The sequence below is a fragment of the Xanthomonas hortorum genome, from assembly GCF_011305375.1.
Classification (GTDB): Bacteria; Pseudomonadota; Gammaproteobacteria; order Xanthomonadales; family Xanthomonadaceae; genus Xanthomonas; species Xanthomonas hortorum_E.
In genome coordinates this window covers 395,026-413,001 of sequence record NZ_VCME01000007.1, presented here as the reverse complement: position 1 = coordinate 413,001, position 17,976 = coordinate 395,026, and the positions used below count along the sequence as shown (strand labels likewise).

General features: G+C 63.8%; 18 protein-coding genes. 15 read left to right on the top strand and 3 right to left on the bottom strand.

Annotation, left to right across the window (positions count from 1 at the left end; translation table 11 throughout):
- Positions 1 to 61: 61 nt before the first annotated feature.
- Positions 62 to 901 carry an outer membrane protein gene (locus tag FFY45_RS09510; protein ID WP_176340233.1) on the top strand — a complete coding sequence of 280 codons (840 nt, stop codon included), beginning with the start codon at positions 62 to 64 and terminating at the stop codon, positions 899 to 901.
- Between the two features lie 129 nt (positions 902 to 1,030).
- Here FFY45_RS09510 and FFY45_RS09505 read toward each other — a convergent pair whose 3' ends face one another.
- A complete protein-coding gene (locus tag FFY45_RS09505) occupies positions 1,031 to 1,360 on the bottom strand; it encodes a J domain-containing protein (RefSeq protein ID WP_006448472.1) in 330 nt (109 codons plus the stop codon).
- A gap of 206 nt (positions 1,361 to 1,566) precedes the next feature.
- Between FFY45_RS09505 and FFY45_RS09500 the strand changes: the two genes are divergently transcribed.
- The 7 genes from FFY45_RS09500 to FFY45_RS09470 all read left to right on the top strand — a co-directional run bounded on the left by FFY45_RS09500 (position 1,567) and on the right by FFY45_RS09470 (position 9,293).
- Positions 1,567 to 2,493 carry a phosphoribosylaminoimidazolesuccinocarboxamide synthase gene (locus FFY45_RS09500; protein ID WP_016901356.1) on the top strand — a complete coding sequence of 309 codons (927 nt, stop codon included), beginning with the start codon at positions 1,567 to 1,569 and terminating at the stop codon, positions 2,491 to 2,493.
- 256 nt (positions 2,494 to 2,749) lie between these two features.
- Positions 2,750 to 3,394 carry a hypothetical protein gene (locus tag FFY45_RS09495; RefSeq protein ID WP_255171913.1) on the top strand — a complete coding sequence of 215 codons (645 nt, stop codon included), beginning with the start codon at positions 2,750 to 2,752 and terminating at the stop codon, positions 3,392 to 3,394.
- Positions 3,395 to 3,697: 303 nt separating this feature from the next.
- Positions 3,698 to 4,195 carry a hypothetical protein gene (locus FFY45_RS09490; RefSeq protein ID WP_176340232.1) on the top strand — a complete coding sequence of 166 codons (498 nt, stop codon included), beginning with the start codon at positions 3,698 to 3,700 and terminating at the stop codon, positions 4,193 to 4,195.
- 79 nt (positions 4,196 to 4,274) lie between these two features.
- Entirely contained in the window at positions 4,275 to 4,838 is a 564-nt protein-coding gene (locus tag FFY45_RS09485) for a hypothetical protein (RefSeq protein WP_255171912.1), read from the top strand.
- Positions 4,839 to 4,950: 112 nt separating this feature from the next.
- Positions 4,951 to 6,681 (top strand): peptidoglycan-binding protein, encoded by a 1,731-nt coding sequence (locus FFY45_RS09480; RefSeq protein WP_176340231.1) that lies wholly within the window; start codon positions 4,951 to 4,953, stop codon positions 6,679 to 6,681.
- Positions 6,682 to 7,112: 431 nt separating this feature from the next.
- Positions 7,113 to 8,708: a M4 family metallopeptidase gene (locus tag FFY45_RS09475; protein WP_176340230.1), complete on the top strand. Its 1,596-nt coding sequence runs from the start codon at positions 7,113 to 7,115 to the stop codon at positions 8,706 to 8,708.
- 99 nt (positions 8,709 to 8,807) lie between these two features.
- Positions 8,808 to 9,293 carry an Mpo1 family 2-hydroxy fatty acid dioxygenase gene (locus FFY45_RS09470; RefSeq protein ID WP_176340229.1) on the top strand — a complete coding sequence of 162 codons (486 nt, stop codon included), beginning with the start codon at positions 8,808 to 8,810 and terminating at the stop codon, positions 9,291 to 9,293.
- Positions 9,294 to 9,318: 25 nt separating this feature from the next.
- Here the strand turns inward: FFY45_RS09470 and FFY45_RS09465 are convergent, their stop codons facing one another.
- Entirely contained in the window at positions 9,319 to 10,221 is a 903-nt protein-coding gene (locus FFY45_RS09465) for an NAD-dependent epimerase/dehydratase family protein (protein ID WP_170118538.1), read from the bottom strand.
- Positions 10,222 to 10,387: 166 nt separating this feature from the next.
- Here FFY45_RS09465 and FFY45_RS09460 point away from each other — a divergent pair, with 166 nt between their 5' ends.
- From FFY45_RS09460 to FFY45_RS09435, 6 genes are read left to right on the top strand one after another with little or no spacing between them, the layout of a single operon-like run.
- A complete protein-coding gene (locus FFY45_RS09460) occupies positions 10,388 to 13,216 on the top strand; it encodes a monovalent cation/H+ antiporter subunit A (RefSeq protein WP_176340228.1) in 2,829 nt (942 codons plus the stop codon).
- Positions 13,216 to 13,590: a Na+/H+ antiporter subunit C gene (locus FFY45_RS09455; protein WP_006451720.1), complete on the top strand. Its 375-nt coding sequence runs from the start codon at positions 13,216 to 13,218 to the stop codon at positions 13,588 to 13,590. The genes FFY45_RS09460 and FFY45_RS09455 overlap by 1 nt, the downstream gene beginning before the upstream one ends.
- Entirely contained in the window at positions 13,587 to 15,131 is a 1,545-nt protein-coding gene (locus FFY45_RS09450; RefSeq protein ID WP_104551385.1) for a monovalent cation/H+ antiporter subunit D, read from the top strand. Before FFY45_RS09455 ends, FFY45_RS09450 begins: the two co-directional genes overlap by 4 nt.
- Positions 15,128 to 15,634, top strand: a complete 507-nt coding sequence (locus FFY45_RS09445) for a Na+/H+ antiporter subunit E (protein ID WP_176340227.1) — start codon at positions 15,128 to 15,130, stop codon at positions 15,632 to 15,634. The genes FFY45_RS09450 and FFY45_RS09445 overlap by 4 nt, the downstream gene beginning before the upstream one ends.
- Positions 15,631 to 15,915 carry a K+/H+ antiporter subunit F gene (locus FFY45_RS09440; protein ID WP_023902357.1) on the top strand — a complete coding sequence of 95 codons (285 nt, stop codon included), beginning with the start codon at positions 15,631 to 15,633 and terminating at the stop codon, positions 15,913 to 15,915. Before FFY45_RS09445 ends, FFY45_RS09440 begins: the two co-directional genes overlap by 4 nt.
- Positions 15,912 to 16,331, top strand: coding sequence for a Na+/H+ antiporter subunit G (locus FFY45_RS09435; protein ID WP_023902356.1), 420 nt, complete (start codon positions 15,912 to 15,914; stop codon positions 16,329 to 16,331). Before FFY45_RS09440 ends, FFY45_RS09435 begins: the two co-directional genes overlap by 4 nt.
- A gap of 76 nt (positions 16,332 to 16,407) precedes the next feature.
- Here FFY45_RS09435 and FFY45_RS09430 read toward each other — a convergent pair whose 3' ends face one another.
- A complete protein-coding gene (locus FFY45_RS09430; RefSeq protein WP_176340256.1) occupies positions 16,408 to 17,034 on the bottom strand; it encodes a lectin in 627 nt (208 codons plus the stop codon).
- A gap of 198 nt (positions 17,035 to 17,232) precedes the next feature.
- Here FFY45_RS09430 and FFY45_RS09425 point away from each other — a divergent pair, with 198 nt between their 5' ends.
- A complete protein-coding gene (locus FFY45_RS09425; RefSeq protein WP_176340226.1) occupies positions 17,233 to 17,778 on the top strand; it encodes a hypothetical protein in 546 nt (181 codons plus the stop codon).
- Positions 17,779 to 17,976 lie beyond the last annotated feature (198 nt).

Here is a 17,976-nt window from a genome sequence, read left to right as displayed (position 1 = left end):
CGTGCGCCGCCATCGTGCGTACACACAGAACTGGCGCGCTGCGCCCGATTAAGGAGAACGCATGAAAACCACCCCGCTCGCTTCTGCCGCCATCGTTCTGTTGGCCCTCGCCCCGTCCGCCTGGGCACAAACCGGCCCGGCCGACTGGTCCGGCTTCTCCATTGGCGCCAATGTCGGCGGCGCCGACGTCAGTGGCGTCTCTGGCGGCCGCTTCGGCTTCGACACCAATCTGGACGGCCGCGATGGCGACCAGGTCAGCACCGCCACCGGTGCCGATGCGTTCTCGCCCGGCTTCTGCGGTGGCGCCACAGCCGGCCGCACCCCGGCCAGTGACTGCAGCAAGGACAAGGGCGGTGCCGAATATGGCGCGCGTCTCGGTTATGACTGGCAGGCCGGCAACTGGGTCTACGGCGTGGTGGCCGAGTACACCCGCAACGACCTGCGCGACAGCGTCAGCGCCTTCAGCACCACCCCGGCGTTCTACACCTTCACCCGCCAGCTCAACCGCACCGCCGCCCTGCGTGGCCGGATCGGGTATGCCTTCGGCGAGCAGGGCGATTTTCTGGCCTATTTCACCGCCGGCGTGGCACGCGGCGAGTTCGACCACAGCTTCTCCAGCAGCAACACCGCCAACAGCTTCACCAGCAGCGGTGGCGACAGCGCGGACGGCTATCAGGCCGGTGTGGGCCTGCAGCGCCGCTTGAGCGACAACGTCTCGGTGGGCGTGGAATACCTGTTCACCCGCCTGGAGGACGAAGACACCCGCGTGCGCGTCGGGCCGGGCACGGCACCGGCGACCAACCCGTTCCTGCGCGTCAATCCGGCCGGTACCGATCTGCGCCGCACCGACACCGATTTCTCGGCCAATGCAGTGCGGCTGACGGCGACGTATCGTTTCTGAGTACTGGTATGTGAGTGACCACGACGCCTGGCCTCAATGGTCAGGCGTTTTTGTTATGCGGGTTCCAGCTTCGATTCCTTAGCAGGCCGTTGCATCGCCTCGCAACGAGACCAGATGCGCGGCCTTCGATCAGCGTTTGCGCAGCCGCTGGATGCGATCGTAGGCGGCGTTGATCTGGCTGGCCTTTTTTTCGGCCTGACTGCGTGCCTCCGGACCGGCATTGGCCACCTTGTCGGGGTGGTAACGCGACATCAGCCGGCGATAGGCCAGGTCGATCTCGGCAGTGGTGGCGTCCGGCTCCAGCCCGAGCGCTTCATACGGATTTTCCGCACGACGCTTGAACCAACCGGCGTCCACCGCGTGGCCGATCGCCAGGCCGATCATCAGCCCCACCACCGGTGCCCCGCGAAACAGCAAGGCGCCGGCCAGTGCACCGAGCAGTTTTCCGTACCAGGACATGGGCGATCGGGGGCGGGGAGGCGGGTTGGCGATAGTACCCGAACGCCCACCCGGCCTGGCTGACACGGCCTGCACGCGGCCGCGCGGTTGCCTCCAATAAATCCAGCGGCGCGCACCGAAGCGCCGTACACTACGCGGCCCGCTGCCTACCCGCGGGCCCGCCGGGTCCCGGGGACAGCGTCATTGCGACGTCCTTAGGAGTGCCTGTGTCGACCACGCTGTTGCAATCCGATCTGCCCGGCCTGCCGTTGCGTCACCGTGGCAAGGTCCGCGATGTCTTCGACATTCCCCGCGAGCGCCTGCCCGCCGATGCGCCCCCGGGCGACTATCTGCTGATGGTGGCCACGGACCGCCTGTCCGCGTTCGACGTGGTGCTGCCCGACCCGATCCCCGGCAAAGGCGAGATGCTGTGCCAGGTCTCCAACTTCTGGTTCCACAAGACCGACCACCTGATGCCCAACCATCTGGTCGACATCCGCGTGGAGCAGGTGCTGCCCGACGGTGTGGACCCGGCGCTGTATGCCAAGCGCGCAGTGGTCACGCGCAAGCTCAAGCCGGTGCCGGTGGAAGCGATCGCACGCGGCTACCTGATCGGCAGCGGCTGGAAGGATTACCAGCGCACCGGCAAGATCAGCGGCATCGAACTCCCCGACGGCCTGCGCCAGGCCGAGAAACTGCCCGAGCCGATCTTTACCCCGTCGACCAAGGCCGCCGTGGGCGACCATGACGAAAACATCGACTTCGATGCGATGGTCAAGACGGTGGGCGCAGAGCTTGCCGAGCGCGTGCGCGATGCCACGCTGCGCATTTACCGCTTCGCCGCCGATTTTGCCGCCGAACGCGGCATTCTGCTGGCCGACACCAAGTTCGAATTCGGCACCGACGCCGATGGCCGCCTGTACATCATGGACGAGATGCTGACCCCGGACTCGTCGCGCTACTGGCCGGCCGACCAATACGAACTGGGCACCAGCCCGCCCAGCTACGACAAGCAGTTCGTACGCGATTATCTGGAAACTCTGGACTGGGGCAAGACCGCGCCCGGCCCCAGCCTGCCGGCAGAGGTTATCGAGCGTACGCGCGCGAAATATGCCGAAGCATTGCAGCGGTTGGCGGGTATTTCGGTTGATTGATGTTTGAAGCCCCGGTTGTGGGGCTTTGAAGTTGCACCATTGCAGCGATGACCTAAGCGCCAAGCGACTTACTTGGCGCACGCGTTTTGAATTCTGAAAGCGACAGCTGGCAATTCGGCCATCACGCGCCAAGTGTGTAATGGTCAGCGATGCAGAGGCAGATAGCCGATTGCCAACAGGCACACTGCAATGGTGCACTTTATTGTTCAACGAGGTCGCGATGGCTCCGTCAAGTGTCTCTCTACGCAGTTTTCCCATGTTCCGCAGCGCGTTGCTGCCGGGGCTGCTGCTTGCATTAAGCGCATGTACTGCAGGCGAGTCCGCGTCCCCCGCCGCGACGACGACCACATCGACAGCACCGACGGCACCGACGGCATCGCCAGCTTCTGCACAGACTCCTGTCGGTGACCAACTCGCAGCATTGATACAGGCAAGTGGCGTGAAGTGCACCGACGCAACGACCGCAAAAGGCTGCACGGCTGGCAATGTGGAGACAGGCGACTTTTACGACGTGGAGCTTTTGCCTACATGTGGCGACGACGGATTTTTTGCTGGCGTAGCGCAGGCACAGGGTGTGGACGCACTCAGTGCCGTGCCGACTACCGGCAGCAATGCGTCCGCCAACGCCAATCTGGCGCAGGGCCAACTCGTTTGCGTACAAGGCATCGGCCGCGCAGGGCAGAATCCTCTTTACTATTATGTCGTCGCAATCCCCGCAAGCAGTGTCGCAAAATGCAAGGACAATGCGTTGTGCGAGCGGTATGGCGACAGGCCGATCAAACGCTTGACGCCTGCCGCCGGTGATGCCTGCCATGCAGCCGCACCAGGCCAGTATGTCGGCGATTGCGTGCAGGGGTGGGTGAGTGCAAATACACTCGACGTGTTTTCAAACGGAATCTAGTTGCTGGCAATCAAACTCGGCAAACTCACGACTTTAATTACTGCCGCTTAGTCATTATCGACGGCCGTTTTGAAACACGCTTGCGTCCGAGGGCAACACGACGAACAGCGAAATGACCGAGCGCACTTCTTCAAGGACTTCGGGACGACGGTCAGGCGAGCAGATAGCCAGGCCGATTGATCTGCCTGGTGCCCGCCAGCTCGTGCAAACGATGAAGCCGCAAGCCTTCACATATCTGCAAGCAGCACACGGATAAAATCGCGCCCGCGCTCTAGCTGCCCCCGATACGATCAGGAGGATCCGTTGTCCCTTTCCCGAATTTCCCTGCATGCCCTGGCACTGAGCCTGGCGCTTGCTGCCTGCACTCAACAGTCGGGTCCAGCTGCCGTTGCGACGCCTGCCGTACCTGCAGCCTCAACGCCCGCCGCCGCGCCGGCGACGCCCGCCCCGGCGACAAGCTGTCCCGATGCCGACTTCCCCGCCTTTCTGAAACGCTTCAGCGCGGACATCGCAGTACAGGAAAAGGCTACGGCCGATCCGCTGACGATGATCCAGCTCGATCCGGACGCGCAGCCCGAGCCTGCGCCGGTGACGCGTACGGTTCCGCTGGCCAAGGTCGAGTGGCCGGTGATCCCCAACCTGGAGGCAGCCCGCAATGGCGGCCGCGAGGTCACGATCTCCGAGGAGGCTGAAGGCCGCCAGGTGCTGGTCCGCACACCGGACACCGGCGACCAACAGGTCTACCACTTCGCCCAGCAGCCATGCTGGACGCTGGTGAAGGTGGACGACCAGTCGTTATGAAGCAATGGGCCACCGGAAGCATTTTCCTGCAGGCGTAGATAACTGGCCCTGTCACTTTTATCTCCAAGGAAGCGAACTGATGCGACGCTTTATCTCCACCCTGCCCGCCCTCGGTTTGACACTTTTGCTTGCCGCATGCGGTGATAAGCACGGCGTCGCAGATAACACTGCCAGCGCACCGGTCGCACCAACCTCCAACGCCCATTCCCCCGCTTCGATGGAAGCGGCTAAACAGGGACAGAATGACATGATCAAGGAATGCTCTGGCGCGCGTCTGCACCTGACCGCGCTACCGTCCAAAAGCGGTGATTCCCCCAAAACGCGCGTGGAAATAGAGCGCAATGGCGAGCGCCAGGAATTGGCACCGCCCGCAGAGATGGTGGACTACACGGCGGTCGGGCTGGGCTGCGCCGAAGACGGAAAGGGAACCGATTACTTCGTCATCCAGTATGGCGAGCTTCCCTATGGTTGCGAGTTCTGCGAGTGGTTCTTCCTCTATGACGCAAAGGGTCAGTTGCTGAATCACGCGACCCCACCGCTTCGCGAGCAGGACGGCCAGCAGAGCCCGAATAACGACGAATACGAACACAAGCTCGAAGAGTTGGGACTAAAGCACCCGGAACTGGTGCCTTTCCAGCCCTGAGCAAGGAATGCCCATGCACTGCTAATGGCGGTGCATGGCGAACGCAGTACGCAGTACATGGAGCAGCACCCGTTACAAGGAAGAATCTGTCTCATAGAAAGGAACGCACGATATGACCGACAACACGATCTATACCGAGATGCTTCAGCCACGCGGCGCTGCGTACAGCAGCGACCGGATCAAACCGTGGAGCCATTATCGCGAGCCCATCGACAGCGCAGATGGCCGACTGCACGGCGAATCGCGTCGCTGGGGCGATGCCAGTCCACAGACACAATCGCGGGTGATCGACAGCCTCATCGATGCCTCGCAGGATGCCGGGCTTTCATCGCGTGAGACCGCTTATGTTCTAGCCATCGCCCGGGTCGAATCTGGCTTCAATCCTGATGCAGCTGCGGGGACCACGTCTGCTTCGGGCCTGGGTCAATTTATTGATCGCACCGGTGCACATTATGGCGTCACCACGGCCAACCGCTTCGATGTGCAGACGCAGTCGCAGGCATTGGTGCAACATTTCATCGATAACCGCGATCTCGCGCGTAGCCGCGGCCAGGACGAGGATTACATTTACAAGTATCACCACGATGGTCCCAGCAAAGATTATGGTGGCCTTGCTCTATCGCGTCGCGAAATCGACCCTCACCTGGACAATTACACCCAGTTCGTGGAACAGCGCCTCGCCCAAACGCAGGGAAACGCAGTGGATCGCTCGGCGCCAGCGGCGCACCCAGCCGAACCCAGCCATGCCACTCGCAGTAACTTCCAGCAGACGATGGAACGCATGCTGCCAGGCCAAGGCAGTACCGATCCGCATATCACTGGTCATTACGGCGAGCACCGAGGCAGCCGTGGTCCGCACGGCGGTACGGACTTCAATTACGAGGGTGGCCAGGCAGGTCGCAATCTGCAGCATCCGACCGTGCATTCGCCGGTCTCGGGAACCGTCACGTTCGCCGGTGGCAACTACGGCACCGTCAAGATTCGCGATGCGCAGGGCAACTCGCACGAGATCCTGCATCTGGAAGGGCTGAAGGTCAAAGAAGGCCAGGCGCTGTCTGCGGGCGATGCCATCGGTACGATGGGTGGACGCGGCCCGAACGGTGTCAATCAGTACGCACAGCATGTGCATTACCAACTGCGCGATGCCAACGGCAAGCTGACCAGTCCGGAGACGTTCTGGAATCAAGGCCATCATCAGGAATCAGGCGCTCGTCAGGCTCAAGCATCGACACACGCTGGCAACGGCACGCTGCGTCAGGGCGACCACAATCCCGATGTCGGCAAGATGCAGCAGGACCTCAACCGACTTGGCGTGCGCGATGCGCAGGGGAACCGGCTTGCCGAGGATGGCCGCTTCGGCGACAACACGCGTGAGGCGGTGATCGCATTCCAGAAGCAGCATGGGCTGCAGCCCGATGGCGTGGTGGGCCGCAATACGCAGGCCGCCTTGTCCGCGTTGCCGGCGCAGGCCCAGACGCAGGCAGGCCAGACGCAGCAGGCCGCGCCGAAGGGCCCATCGTTGAACGATGCCTCGCATCCGGACCATGCGCTGCACACCGCGATCCGCAGCAGGCTGCCAAGCATGATCTCCAACGAGACGGCGGCCCATGTCACGTTGCAGGCCAAGCAGAATGGCATCGATTCTGCCGACAAACTGCAAGACGTGACGGTGCAGAACGGTAAGGCGTTCGTGATGGGGACGACGCCGGGCTTCCGTGCGGCGGTGGATCTGAATCAGCCCGCTCCCACGCTCGAGCAGACCAGTGCGCAGTTGCTGGCTGGCCAGACGCAGCAGCAACAAACGCAGGACGAGCAGCACAAGGTCGCCATCGGCGGCCGCTAAGGATGCAGTAGTGCATCAAGAAAGCCGGCCAGTTTTCTGGCCGGCTTTTTTTGTGCGCGCCCTAATATCACCAACGTCGCTCGCGACTGAAAGCGATGCCGCAATCGAACACCACTGCATGCTCCCTGGCGCACCGCGTGTCACTGGGCGCCGACACATTCTTGTAGAAACAGCGGCCTTGTAGAACAGCGCTGCGATACACGTCCGCAGCGCGATGAGCGCCGATCATGCAGCGCATCTTGCATCTGTCTGCGATGCGCTCCACAACGCAAAGTGGCGCGGCGCACAGAACGCAACACAACCGTAATTTTTACTACTGCGCTCTCACAGACTGTGCAAGGTTGGCTGCCGGCACCCTGCTGCCATTCGCGATCGGCTGATGCTCGTCGCCGCCGATCTTTGCATTGCACGTTTCCTGGGAGAGAGTCGTCATGCAATTCCATGTGTTGGGCGCAGCGATCTGCTGCGCGCTGTCGTTGTCTGCTGTCGCCAGTGCTGCGGATCTTTCCGCCGATGCCGCGGTAGCGCGCGCGCAATCGTTGTTGGGCAACAACGCTGCGGCGTTGGCCAATCGTGCAACCGCCGATGCATTTATCGCGCGCGACAGCATTGTCGATGCCGATGGCACCGAGCATGTGCGCTTCGATCGCACCTATCAGGGCTTGCCGGTCATCGGCGGCGATGTGGTGGTGCATTCGCGGCGCGGGGTAATGCGTCAGTTGAGCCAGACCATGGACACCAACGTGCGGCCGGCCATCGTGCCGGGCATCGATGCCGACACTGCGGTGCGTGCGGCCGGGACGCAGTTCGATGTGGCACCCGACGCCGCGCCACGCGCAAGTCTGGCACTGTATGCGCGCCAAGGCGCACCGCGGCTGGTCTACGAAGTGATCTACAGCGGCATCAAGCCCGACCAGACGCCGACCGAGATGCATTACATCGTCGATGCGGTCAATCAACGCATTCTCGAATCCTGGGATACGGTGCACACCGTGTGCAGTGGCGGCACCAGCGCGACCGGCACCGGGCGTTCGCTGTATGCAGGCAACGTTGGATTATCGACAACGCGTTGCAGCAGCGGTTACGAGTTGACCGATCTGAGCCGCGGTAGCGGTGCCACTTACAACATGCGCAACAGCACCTCCGGCAACGGCACGCTGGTCACCGATGCCGACAACGCCTGGGGCAGCGGCGCCAACAGCGATACGGTGACGGCAGCGGTGGATGCGCATTATGGCGTGGCCTTGACCTGGGACTACTTCCGCACCACGCATGCGCGTAGCGGCATCGCAAACGATGGCGCGGGTGCGCGCAGCCGTGTGCATTACGGTAGCCGTTACAACAACGCGTTCTGGCAGGACAGCTGCTTCTGCATGACCTTCGGCGATGGAGACGGCAGCACATTCACGCCGCTGGTCTCGGTGGATGTGGCCGGCCACGAGATGACCCATGGCGTGACCAGTCGCACCGCACGGTTGGTGTACTCGGGCGAGTCCGGCGGTTTGAACGAAGCCACGTCCGACATCATGGGCGCGATGGTGGAGTACTCCGCCAACAACAGCGCGCAGCCGGGCAATTATCTGATCGGCGAAAAGATCGTCCCCGGTAACAGCAGCGGCACGCTGGCGTTGCGCTACATGTTCAAGCCGAGCCTGGATGGCGACTCGCCGGATTGCTACAGCAGCAGCCTGGGCTCGCTCAACGTGCACTACAGCTCGGGGGTGGCCAACCATTTCTACTATCTGCTGGCCGAGGGTGCGGTGGTGCCGAGCGGCTTTGGTGCGGGCACCAGCTGGAACGTGACGCCGGCCGGGCTGGTGTGCAACGGCAATACCGCGTTGACGTCGATCGGCCGTGCCGCAGCCAGCCGCATCTGGTACCGCGCGTTGACGGTGTACATGACCTCTTCGACCAACTACGCGGCCGCACGCAGGGCCACGTTGAGCGCGGCCACCGATCTGTATGGCAGCACCTCCACGCAATACCGCGCGGTTGCCGCAGCGTGGAGCGCGGTGTCGGTCAACTGATGTTTGCCGGCCCTTGCCACGCGACCGGTGCGTGGCAAGGTGCCCGGCTGCCGCAGCGCCATCCGCGCGCGTATGCTTGGGTCATTCCTGGGAGGGAACATGACCGAACGCACCACGACCGCGCGACCGATCGACCGCTATTTCGCCAGCTATTCCGACGATCACCAAAACGCTACCAACCAGCAGATCCATGTGCTGGCAGTGCCGGCGATCCTGTGGTCGGTGGTGGCCTTGCTGTGGTGCATCCCGGTGGGCGGCACCTGGTTCAGTAGCGGCGTGTGGGCGGCGCTGTCGATGTTTGCGGCGTGGTCGTACTACAACCGGCTGTCGCGCCCGCTGGGGTTGGGCATGCTGGGCATCTTCTTCTTCTTCGGCTGTCTGTGTCGCTTGATCGAGAGCAAGCTTGGCCTGGGCGGCGTGTTCACGTTGGGCGTGGCGGTGTTTGTGCTGGCCTGGATCGCACAGTTTGTGGGCCACAAGATCGAAGGCCGCAAGCCGAGCTTTTTGACCGATCTGACCTATCTGCTGATCGGGCCGATCTGGGTGTTGGCCAAGGTGTATCGCCAGCTGGGTTGGCGGTACTAGGCTCGAGGCACCAACCTCACCAACCTCACTCGCGAACACCGAGTTCTTCCGGCAACGGACGAAACGCACGCGGCGCGTAACCGAAATCGCGGCGCGCCGGTTCCAGATCGAACACCAGGTCATCGCGCATGCGCTGCAACGCCGCCGCATTCATGCCACGCAGGCGGCCCAGCCGTTGCGCAGCGCTCAGCGCCAACCCGAACAGCGTCGGCGGCACCTGATACAACCGCGCCGGTCGTGGCAACGCAGCCAGCACACGCTCCACCATCTGCATGTAGGCCAACACTTCGCCACCGCCCACCGCATAACTGCGTTGCTGCGTGGCCGGCTGGGTGACTACCGCCAGCGCGGCGCTGGCCAGATCGTCCACATGCACCGGCTGACGTAAACCGGTGGCGTTGGCCGGCAACACGAACGCGCCGGTGCGCTGTGCCAGGCTGGCGATCTGGGTGAGCGTGCGGTCGCGCCCGGCGCCGTAGACCAACGTCGGGCGCAGCACCGTTGCGGTTGCGCCGCGCGCCTGCGCTGCAGAAAACAGCGCCTGTTCGGCGTTCGCCAGGCGCTGGGCGACATCGCGCTCGGCCGCATCGATCGAGTGTTCCTTGACTTCCAGGCTGGTCGAACCGAACGCCACAATGCGCGGGGCGATCACCGGATTTTCGGCATACCAACGTGCGAAATGATCCAGCGGGCCACAGCTGAAGATCACCTCGAACGCTTCGCCTGCCGCTGCCGGCACGGCCAGATCGCCTTGCCGCCAGATCAATCCGGTACGCGCCGCACGCGGCTGCCGCGACCACGCGGTGACCTGCCAGCCACGGCTCAATAGCCGCGTCAGCAGGCGTTCGCCGATCTGCCCACTGCCGCCGAACACCAGGGCGCGTGGCGCAGAGACAGCGGTGGACGGGGCGGGATTGGCAGCGGTCACAGGGCTCGGATGCAGTCTTGGTGAGCCCAGCATAGCGAGTGCATCGCAGCGATGCGACGACGATCCAGCGGCGATTTCCGCATGCGCCCGGCGATGACGTTGACGCGGCCGTTAGTCAACGTTTTGTTAAGCTCTCTGGCCTGCTCGCGAATCTTGTGTTCCCTGCATGCCTTTTTCGTTGGAAATCCTGCTCGCGCTGCCCTTCGTGATGGCGGCCGCCACCGCGCTGTTCTGGCGCACCTCCCGTTCGATCACTGCGTGGTTGGCTGCGGCCGCGCCGTTGGGCGGGCTGCTGATCCTGGCGATGCTGACACCGGCGGTACTGCGCGGTGAAGTGATCCGCAGCGAACATGCGTGGTTGCCGCAAATCGGTTTGCTGTTCTCGCTGCGGCTCGATGGCCTGGCTTGGATGTTCGCATTACTGGTGCTGGGCATCGGCGCGCTGGTGGTGATGTATGCGCATTACTACCTGAGCGCACGCGACAGCGCCTCGCGCTTTTTCGCCTATCTCATGCTGTTCATGGGCGCGATGCTGGGCATGGTGTTGTCGGACAACCTGCTATTGCTGATGGTGTTCTGGGAACTCACCAGCATCAGCTCGTTCCTGTTGATCGGCTTCTGGTCGCACCGCAAGGATGCACGCGAAGGCGCGCGCATGGCCTTCGTGTTGACCGCCGGTGGCGGCCTGGCGCTGCTGGGCGGCATCTTGATGATCGGCCGCATCGTCGGCAGTTTTCAGCTGGATGCGGTGCTGGCAGCCGGCGATCTCATTCGCGCCAGCCCGCTGTATCCGTATGCGTTGGGCCTAGTGCTGCTGGGGATTTTCACCAAGAGCGCGCAGTTTCCGTTCCACTTCTGGCTGCCGCATGCGATGGCCGCGCCGACGCCGGTCTCGGCGTATCTGCATTCGGCCACGATGGTGAAGGCCGGCGTGTTCCTGCTGGCGCGTCTGCACCCGGCACTGGCCGGCACCGATCTGTTTTTCTACACCGTCACCAGCATCGGCGCGATCACGCTGTTGCTGGGTGCCTGGCATGCGATCTTTCAGCACGATCTCAAAGGCGTGCTGGCGTATTCGACCATTTCGCATCTGGGCTTGATCACGATGCTGTTCGGCCTGTCGACACCGATGGCGGTGGTGGCCGGCGTGTTCCATATCCTCAACCATGCGGTGTTCAAGGCCTCGTTGTTCATGGCAGCGGGCATCATCGACCACGAAACCGGCACGCGCGACATGCGCAAGCTGGGCAATCTGCGCCGGCTGATGCCATTCACCAGCGCGCTGGCGATCATCGCCTCGTTGGCGATGGCCGGCATTCCGCTGCTCAACGGCTTCTTGTCGAAGGAAATGTTCTTTGCCGTCGCACTGGAAACCGAAGCGCCGCAGGCGATGCGTGTGTTGGCCAGCATCGCTGCGCTGCTGGCCGGTCTGCTCGGTGTGGCCTACAGCCTGCGCTTCGTGCACGACACCTTTTTCGGCAAGGGCCCACGCGATCTGGACACCACCCCGCACGAGCCGCCGCGCTGGATGAAGATTCCGGTGGAGGTGCTGGTGCTGATCTGCGTGGCAGTGGGCATCGTGCCGGCATGGACCATCGCGCCGGTGCTGCGCGCCGGTGCAAGCGCGATCCTGGGCGACAGGTTGCCCGACTACAGCCTGGCCCTGTGGCATGGCTGGAACTGGCCATTGGCGATGAGCATCGCCGGTATGGTGGGTGGCACGCTGTTGTACATGGCGCTGCGCCGCACGCTGGACCTGTATGCGATCCAGAACCGCTCGCCGGGCAAAGCGCTGTTCAACTGGAATCTGCGCGCACTGTATGCCGCCACCGCGCGCATGACCGATGCGGTCACCAACGGCAATCTGCAACGCATGCTGATGTTGCTGGTGTTGAGTGCGGTGGTGGTGGCGCTGGTCCCGTTCCTGCAAGGCGGCACGCTGCCGGCTTGGCCTGCCCCCACGCCGATGCCGCTGCTGGGCTGGACGGTGTGGCTGCTGATGATCGCCTGCGCGCTGGGTAGCCTGTTCCTGTACAAGCAGCGCCTGCTGGCGGTGCTGGTACTCGGCGGCACCGGCCTGGCGGTCAGCCTGACCTTCGTGTTCCTGTCGGCACCGGATCTTGCGTTGACGCAGTTGCTGGTGGAGATGGTGACACTGGTGCTGATGCTGCTGGCGATGAATTACCTGCCCGAGCGCTCGCTGCCCGAGCCTGCGCGCTTGCGCAAGATCCGCGATGCCGCCATTGCCATCGTCGGTGGCGCCGGCTTGGCCGCCCTGGCCTACACCTTGATGACACAGCCCAGCCACACCGTGGCAGGGGAAATGCTGCATCGTGCGCTGCCGGAAGCGTACGGCCACAACGTGGTCAACGTGATCCTGGTGGATTTCCGCGGCTTCGATACCTTCGGCGAGATCACCGTGTTCGCCATTGCAGGGCTGGTGGTCCACGCACTGCTGCGGCGCTCGCGCATGGCGCCGGAGCGCAGCATGCCGGGGCCGCCGATCAAGTTGCCGGTGCCGGCCGATCTGGCGCAGATCATGTTCCCGCTCACGCTGACGGTGTCGTTGTTCCTGTTCCTGCGCGGCCATAACGCGCCCGGTGGCGGCTTCATCGCCGGCCTGGTGCTGGCGGTGCCGCTGCTGATGCAGTACGTGATTCAGGGCACCGCCTCGGTGGAATCGCGCTTCGGTTTCGATTACATCCGCCTGATCGGCATCGGGCTGTTGTTCGCACTGGTCAGCGGCGCGGGGTCGCTGTTGTTCGGCATGCCATTCTTGAGCAGCGGGCATGTGGAGATTCCGTTGCCGCTGCTGGGCGATCTGGAACTAGCCAGCGCGCTGGGTTTCGATATCGGCGTGTATCTGGTGGTGTTCGGCGCGGCGATGTTGATGCTGTCGATGATGGGCACGATCAAACCTTCGCGCACGCGCAGTTCGCAGCGCGGCGAGATCGACCCCACCCAACGTTCGACACGCACCGCGGAGCAGCATTGATGGAATTGGCACTGGCAAGCGCGATCGGCGTTCTCACCGCATTGGCGATCTATCTGTTGCTGCGCGCGCGCAGCTTCGATGTGATCCTGGGGATGACCTTCCTGTCGTATGCGACCAACCTGCTGATCTTCGCCGGTGGGCGCGTGCGTAGCGGTCAGGCGCCGGTGCTGCGCGACGACGTGCCCGCCGATCTGATGCACTACACCGATCCGTTGCCGCAGGCGCTGGTGTTGACTGCGATCGTGATCGCCTTTGCGATGACTGCAGTGAGCCTGGTGCTGGCGATCCGCAGCCGCAGCGACAACGGCAGCGATCATGTGGATGCGCACGAAGACGCCACCACCGGCGTGGACACGCGCGAGGCGCGGCGATGAATCACCTGCTGATCCTGCCGATCCTGATCCCGATGCTGGGTGCGTCTGCGTCGCTGTTTGTCGAGCATCGTCGCTATGGGCCACGCGTGCAGCGCACGGTGGCGTGGGTGAGCATGGCCTTGCTGGCTGCGGCAGTGATCGCGCTGTTCGCGCGCGCCGCCGAAGGCGAGGTCCTGGTGTATCTGCTGGGCGATTGGCCGGCACGCATCGGCATCGTGTTGATGGGCGACCGCCTGTCGGCGTGGATGTTGTTGACCACTTTAATGTTGGGCTCGGCCTGCCTGCTGCATGCGTGTGCCGGCTGGGACCGCCGCGCGCCGCATTTCCATGCCTTGTTCCAGTTCCAGTTGATGGGCTTGAACGGTGCGTTCCTGACCGGCGACATCTTCAACCTGTTCGTGTTCTTCGAAGTGATGCTGATCGCCTCCTACGGGTTGTTGCTCAGCGGCGGGCGCGGCTTGCAGATGCGTGTTGGCCTGCATTACGTTGTGTTCAACGTCTGCGCGTCGACCTTGTTTTTGGTCGCGCTGGGCCTGTTGTTCGGTGTGTTCGGCACGCTCAACATGGCCGAGCTGTCGCAACGCATCGCCGAGCTGCCGGCGCAGGATGTGCCGCTGGCCAAAGCTGCATTGGGATTGTTGCTGCTGGTGTTCTGCAGCAAGGCCGCCTTGCTGCCGTTGTATCTATGGTTGCCGGAAACCTACTCGCGTGCGCCGGCCGCGGTGGCCGCGTTGTTCGCGATCATGACCAAGGTCGGGCTGTACGCGACATTGCGGGTGTCGTCGCTGTGGTTTGGCGCCGGTGCCGGCGCGTTGCAGGGCTTCGGTCGCCATGCGCTGCTGTGGCTCGGCATCGCCACGCTGGTGATGGCCGCCATCGGGGTGATGGCGGCATCGCGGCTGCGGGTGATGGTGTCGTATCTGGTGGTGTTTTCGGCGGCGACCCTGTTCATCGCCTTCTCGCTGGACGATGCCGGCGCCTTGGGCGCGGGGCTGTATTACCTGCCGCATAGCAGCTTCGTGGCCGCCGCCTTGTTCATGGTGTCGGATCTGATTCGCCGACGTCGCGGCAGTGCCAGCGATCGCAAGGAAGTGGTCGCGCCACTGCCACGGCGCGGGATGCCCGGCACGATGTTCATGATCGCTGCGGTTGCGGTGGCCGGCCTGCCGCCATTGTCCGGCTTCCTGGCCAAGGCGGCGTTGCTGCAGCACGTGCCCGATGGTCTGGTCGCGCCGGTGTGGGCCGCGATCCTCGGCAGCAGCCTGTTGGTGGTGATCGGCCTGACGCGTGCCGGCGTACGCCTGTTCTGGCGCGTCCCCGAAGCCGTGGAAGATGCGCCGGAGCTGCAACCGCAACGGCGTGGCCGCATGCGCCCGGTGGAAACGGCCGCCACCGTGTTGCTGCTCAGTGGCCTGGTGGCGATGACGGTGGGCGCCGGTCCGTTGATGCGTTACACCGATGCGGCCGGCGCGCAGCTGCGCGACCCCGGTGCGTATGTGGAGCAGGTGCGTGCCACCACCCCGCAACGGAGGCAACCATGAGCACACGTGTGCCGCTGCGGCGGCGGATGTTTCCGTCAGCACCGTTGAGCGTGATGGTGTTCGTGTTCTGGTTGCTGCTCAGCGACAGCTTCGGGCCGCAGCAGTGGGTGCTCGGCTTATTGCTGGGCTGGGTGGTGCCGATCTTCGCGGCACGACTGGACCGCGAGTTTGCGCAGATCGGTTCGTTGCGTTCGGTGCCGCGCATGCTGCTGGTGGCCGCAGGCGATATCGTGCGCTCCAACATCAAGGTGGCCGGCCAGGTGCTCGGTCCGGAGTCGCGCATCCATCCCGGTTTCATCTGGGTGCCGCTGGACATCGCCAACATCCATGGCATCGCCGCGCTGACCAGCATGATCACGCTCACCCCCGGCACGGTGTCGGCGGCGCTCTCGGACGACCGCAAATATCTACTGGTGCACGTGCTGCATCTGGACGATCCGGACGCGTTGATCGCCGAGATCAAGACCCGCTACGAGAAGCCCCTGATGGAGATCTTTCCGTGACCGGCCACATGTTCATCGAATCGACCATCGTCATCTGCATGCACGCGGTGGGTCTGGCCATGCTGATGGCGCTGTGGCGATTGCTGCGCGGGCCCTCCGTGCCCGATCGCATTCTGGCGTTGGATACGCTCTCCATCACCGCCATCGCCGAGCTGATGCTGCTGGGCATGTACCTGGATTCGCCGATCTACTTCGAAGCCGCGCTGGTGATTGCAATGCTGGGCTTCGGCAGCACCGTAGTGCTCAGTAAATATGTGTTGCGCCGGGACATCGTCGAATGATCGCCTTGACCGAATACCTGCTTAGCGCGTTGTTGCTGGTCGGCACGTTCTTCATCCTGATCGGCGCGCTCGGGCTGGTGAAGCTGTCGGACTTTTTCAAGCGCCTGCATGCGCCGACCAAGGCCAGCACCCTGGGGGTGGGCTGCGTGCTGCTGGCATCGGTGGGCTATCACCTGTTTTTAGGCGTGGACCCGCAACCGCGCGAGTTGCTGATCACCGTCTTCCTGTTCATCACCGCACCGATCAGCGCGCACATGATGGCCAAGGCGGCGCTGTCGCTGATGATGGAAAACCGCCCGGAAGTGCCGAACAAGAGCGAGATGCGCGAGGAAGGATTACCGCAGGTGCAGGGCGATGTCGGCGAGAACGAAGAAACCGAGAAACAGCATCTGGGGCCAGAGTCGGAGCAGCACTAGGCGTTGAACTGAGGACGCGAAAGGCGGGTGATCGACTGAGCGGCACCAGGCGTTTGAACGCGATCCTGCAAGCGCTTCAGCCACAGCCTTCGACATAATCCACCTGCGGCAGTTGCCCTACCCGCCAGTTGGTCACCCTGCCCTGGGCATCGGTTTCGAACACCAGCGCCGACTGTGACGCCGCATCGGCAAAGCGCAAGCTGAGTGCGCCGGGGATGTATTTGTGCGGCTGCTCGGTCAGGCCATCGGGATACAGCGCGCGCAGCTGCGCCAGCGTCATGCCGACCTTGCCGCCACCGGGTGCGAGTTCCTTGGGCTCGCTGGTCTGATAGCGCACGAAGTGGTCGCCCTCGAACATCAAACCGAAACGGCGCGCATCGTCGGCCCATTGCGGCCGCAACAGATAACAGCCGCCATCGCTTGCCGCTTCGCCGCGCAAGTCGCCGCCCCAGGCAGCACGCGCCTGCGCGGCGTCCATGCCCAGGCGCAGATCGCCGTAGCCATCCAGACGCGCGAGTGCGGCCGGGTCCTGACGCAGTTGCGGCGGAAACGTGCCGGCAGGTGCGGTGGCGGGTGGCACCTCGCCAGGCGGCTGGTCGTTGAGGGCTGCGGGGACAGGCACTTGCTCCGCGTTAGCTGCCTCAACCGTGATTCTGGAGTCGTCGGCGCGGTTGCAGCCGGCCAGTAACAGCAGTGCGCCCATCAAACCAAGCAGTCTGGATGTCATGCGTGCGTTCCTTATGGCTCCGCGACAGCCTACACAGCGCGCAGCGCGGCGATGTGCAGAACGCTGTGACCATTGCCGGCGTGACCATATTGCCGGTGTGACCATTGCGTCTTGCCGATGTCATCGGCGCTTCATTCGCAGCGTTCACGCTGACGGCTTCGCAGGACTGCCGCCATGACCCCACGCAAGACCGAACTCGCTGTCACTGCGCTGCAGTCGCACCGCAGCCCCCTCACGTTGCTGCAGCGGCGCACCCTGATCCTGGCCGATGGGCAGCGCGACCTGGCGACGCTGGCGCAGTTGCTGGGCGGCGATGCCGCCACGATGGTGCAGACCTTGTGTGCGATGGGATATCTGCAGCTGGGTGAAGCGGATGCAGGTGCGGGTGGCGCGCCCGGCACGTCCGCTGCGACAGAGCCGACGTCCGCTGCGCCCGTGCAACTGCCGGATGCGCTGCAGACCGAAGAAGATTTGCAGCGTCAGCGGCGGCGCGCAGCCACCAATGCACGGCTGTATCTGCTCGACATCCTGCAACTGCAACGCAATCCCGCCGCTGCCGCGTTGCACCGTCAGCTGCAGGCCGCACGCGCGGAAGACGCCATCGGTGCTGCCATTGCCGAGGCGCTACGCGAACTGCCGCAGATCACCTCGGCAACCTATGCCGAACGCGTGCGTGCACGCATCGGCGAGTTGCTGCCGGATACGTTGCAGGCGGCGTGATCCAACAACGGTAGGTAGCGCGAGCGGTGCGCCCTGATATCACCCTGGGCTAGCTGTGGGCTTGAAGCGATCGACATCACCACTGCGGCTCACCGCCACGCGGCACGGTCATTGCTCAATGCGGCATCGTCCCTTCCTGCGCAACGTTTTGCCCAGCAAGGCGAGTGATGCCACGCCACTGGCAGTATCGAAATGCGG

What these genes read in the sequence shown, in the direction of transcription:
- FFY45_RS09425 (WP_176340226.1), top strand. Translation starts at nt 17,233, where the DNA reads ATGACCCCACGCAAGACCGAACTCGCTGTCACTGCGCTGCAGTCGCAC.
- FFY45_RS09455 (WP_006451720.1), top strand. Translation starts at nt 13,216, where the DNA reads ATGGAATTGGCACTGGCAAGCGCGATCGGCGTTCTCACCGCATTGGCG.
- FFY45_RS09495 (WP_255171913.1), top strand. Translation starts at nt 2,750, where the DNA reads ATGTTCCGCAGCGCGTTGCTGCCGGGGCTGCTGCTTGCATTAAGCGCA.
- FFY45_RS09430 (WP_176340256.1), bottom strand. Translation starts at nt 17,034, where the DNA reads ATGGGCGCACTGCTGTTACTGGCCGGCTGCAACCGCGCCGACGACTCC.
- FFY45_RS09485 (WP_255171912.1), top strand. Translation starts at nt 4,275, where the DNA reads ATGCGACGCTTTATCTCCACCCTGCCCGCCCTCGGTTTGACACTTTTG.
- FFY45_RS09510 (WP_176340233.1), top strand. Translation starts at nt 62, where the DNA reads ATGAAAACCACCCCGCTCGCTTCTGCCGCCATCGTTCTGTTGGCCCTC.
- FFY45_RS09470 (WP_176340229.1), top strand. Translation starts at nt 8,808, where the DNA reads ATGACCGAACGCACCACGACCGCGCGACCGATCGACCGCTATTTCGCC.
- FFY45_RS09505 (WP_006448472.1), bottom strand. Translation starts at nt 1,360, where the DNA reads ATGTCCTGGTACGGAAAACTGCTCGGTGCACTGGCCGGCGCCTTGCTG.
- FFY45_RS09480 (WP_176340231.1), top strand. Translation starts at nt 4,951, where the DNA reads ATGACCGACAACACGATCTATACCGAGATGCTTCAGCCACGCGGCGCT.
- FFY45_RS09460 (WP_176340228.1), top strand. Translation starts at nt 10,388, where the DNA reads ATGCCTTTTTCGTTGGAAATCCTGCTCGCGCTGCCCTTCGTGATGGCG.
- FFY45_RS09450 (WP_104551385.1), top strand. Translation starts at nt 13,587, where the DNA reads ATGAATCACCTGCTGATCCTGCCGATCCTGATCCCGATGCTGGGTGCG.
- FFY45_RS09435 (WP_023902356.1), top strand. Translation starts at nt 15,912, where the DNA reads ATGATCGCCTTGACCGAATACCTGCTTAGCGCGTTGTTGCTGGTCGGC.
- FFY45_RS09475 (WP_176340230.1), top strand. Translation starts at nt 7,113, where the DNA reads ATGCAATTCCATGTGTTGGGCGCAGCGATCTGCTGCGCGCTGTCGTTG.
- FFY45_RS09445 (WP_176340227.1), top strand. Translation starts at nt 15,128, where the DNA reads ATGAGCACACGTGTGCCGCTGCGGCGGCGGATGTTTCCGTCAGCACCG.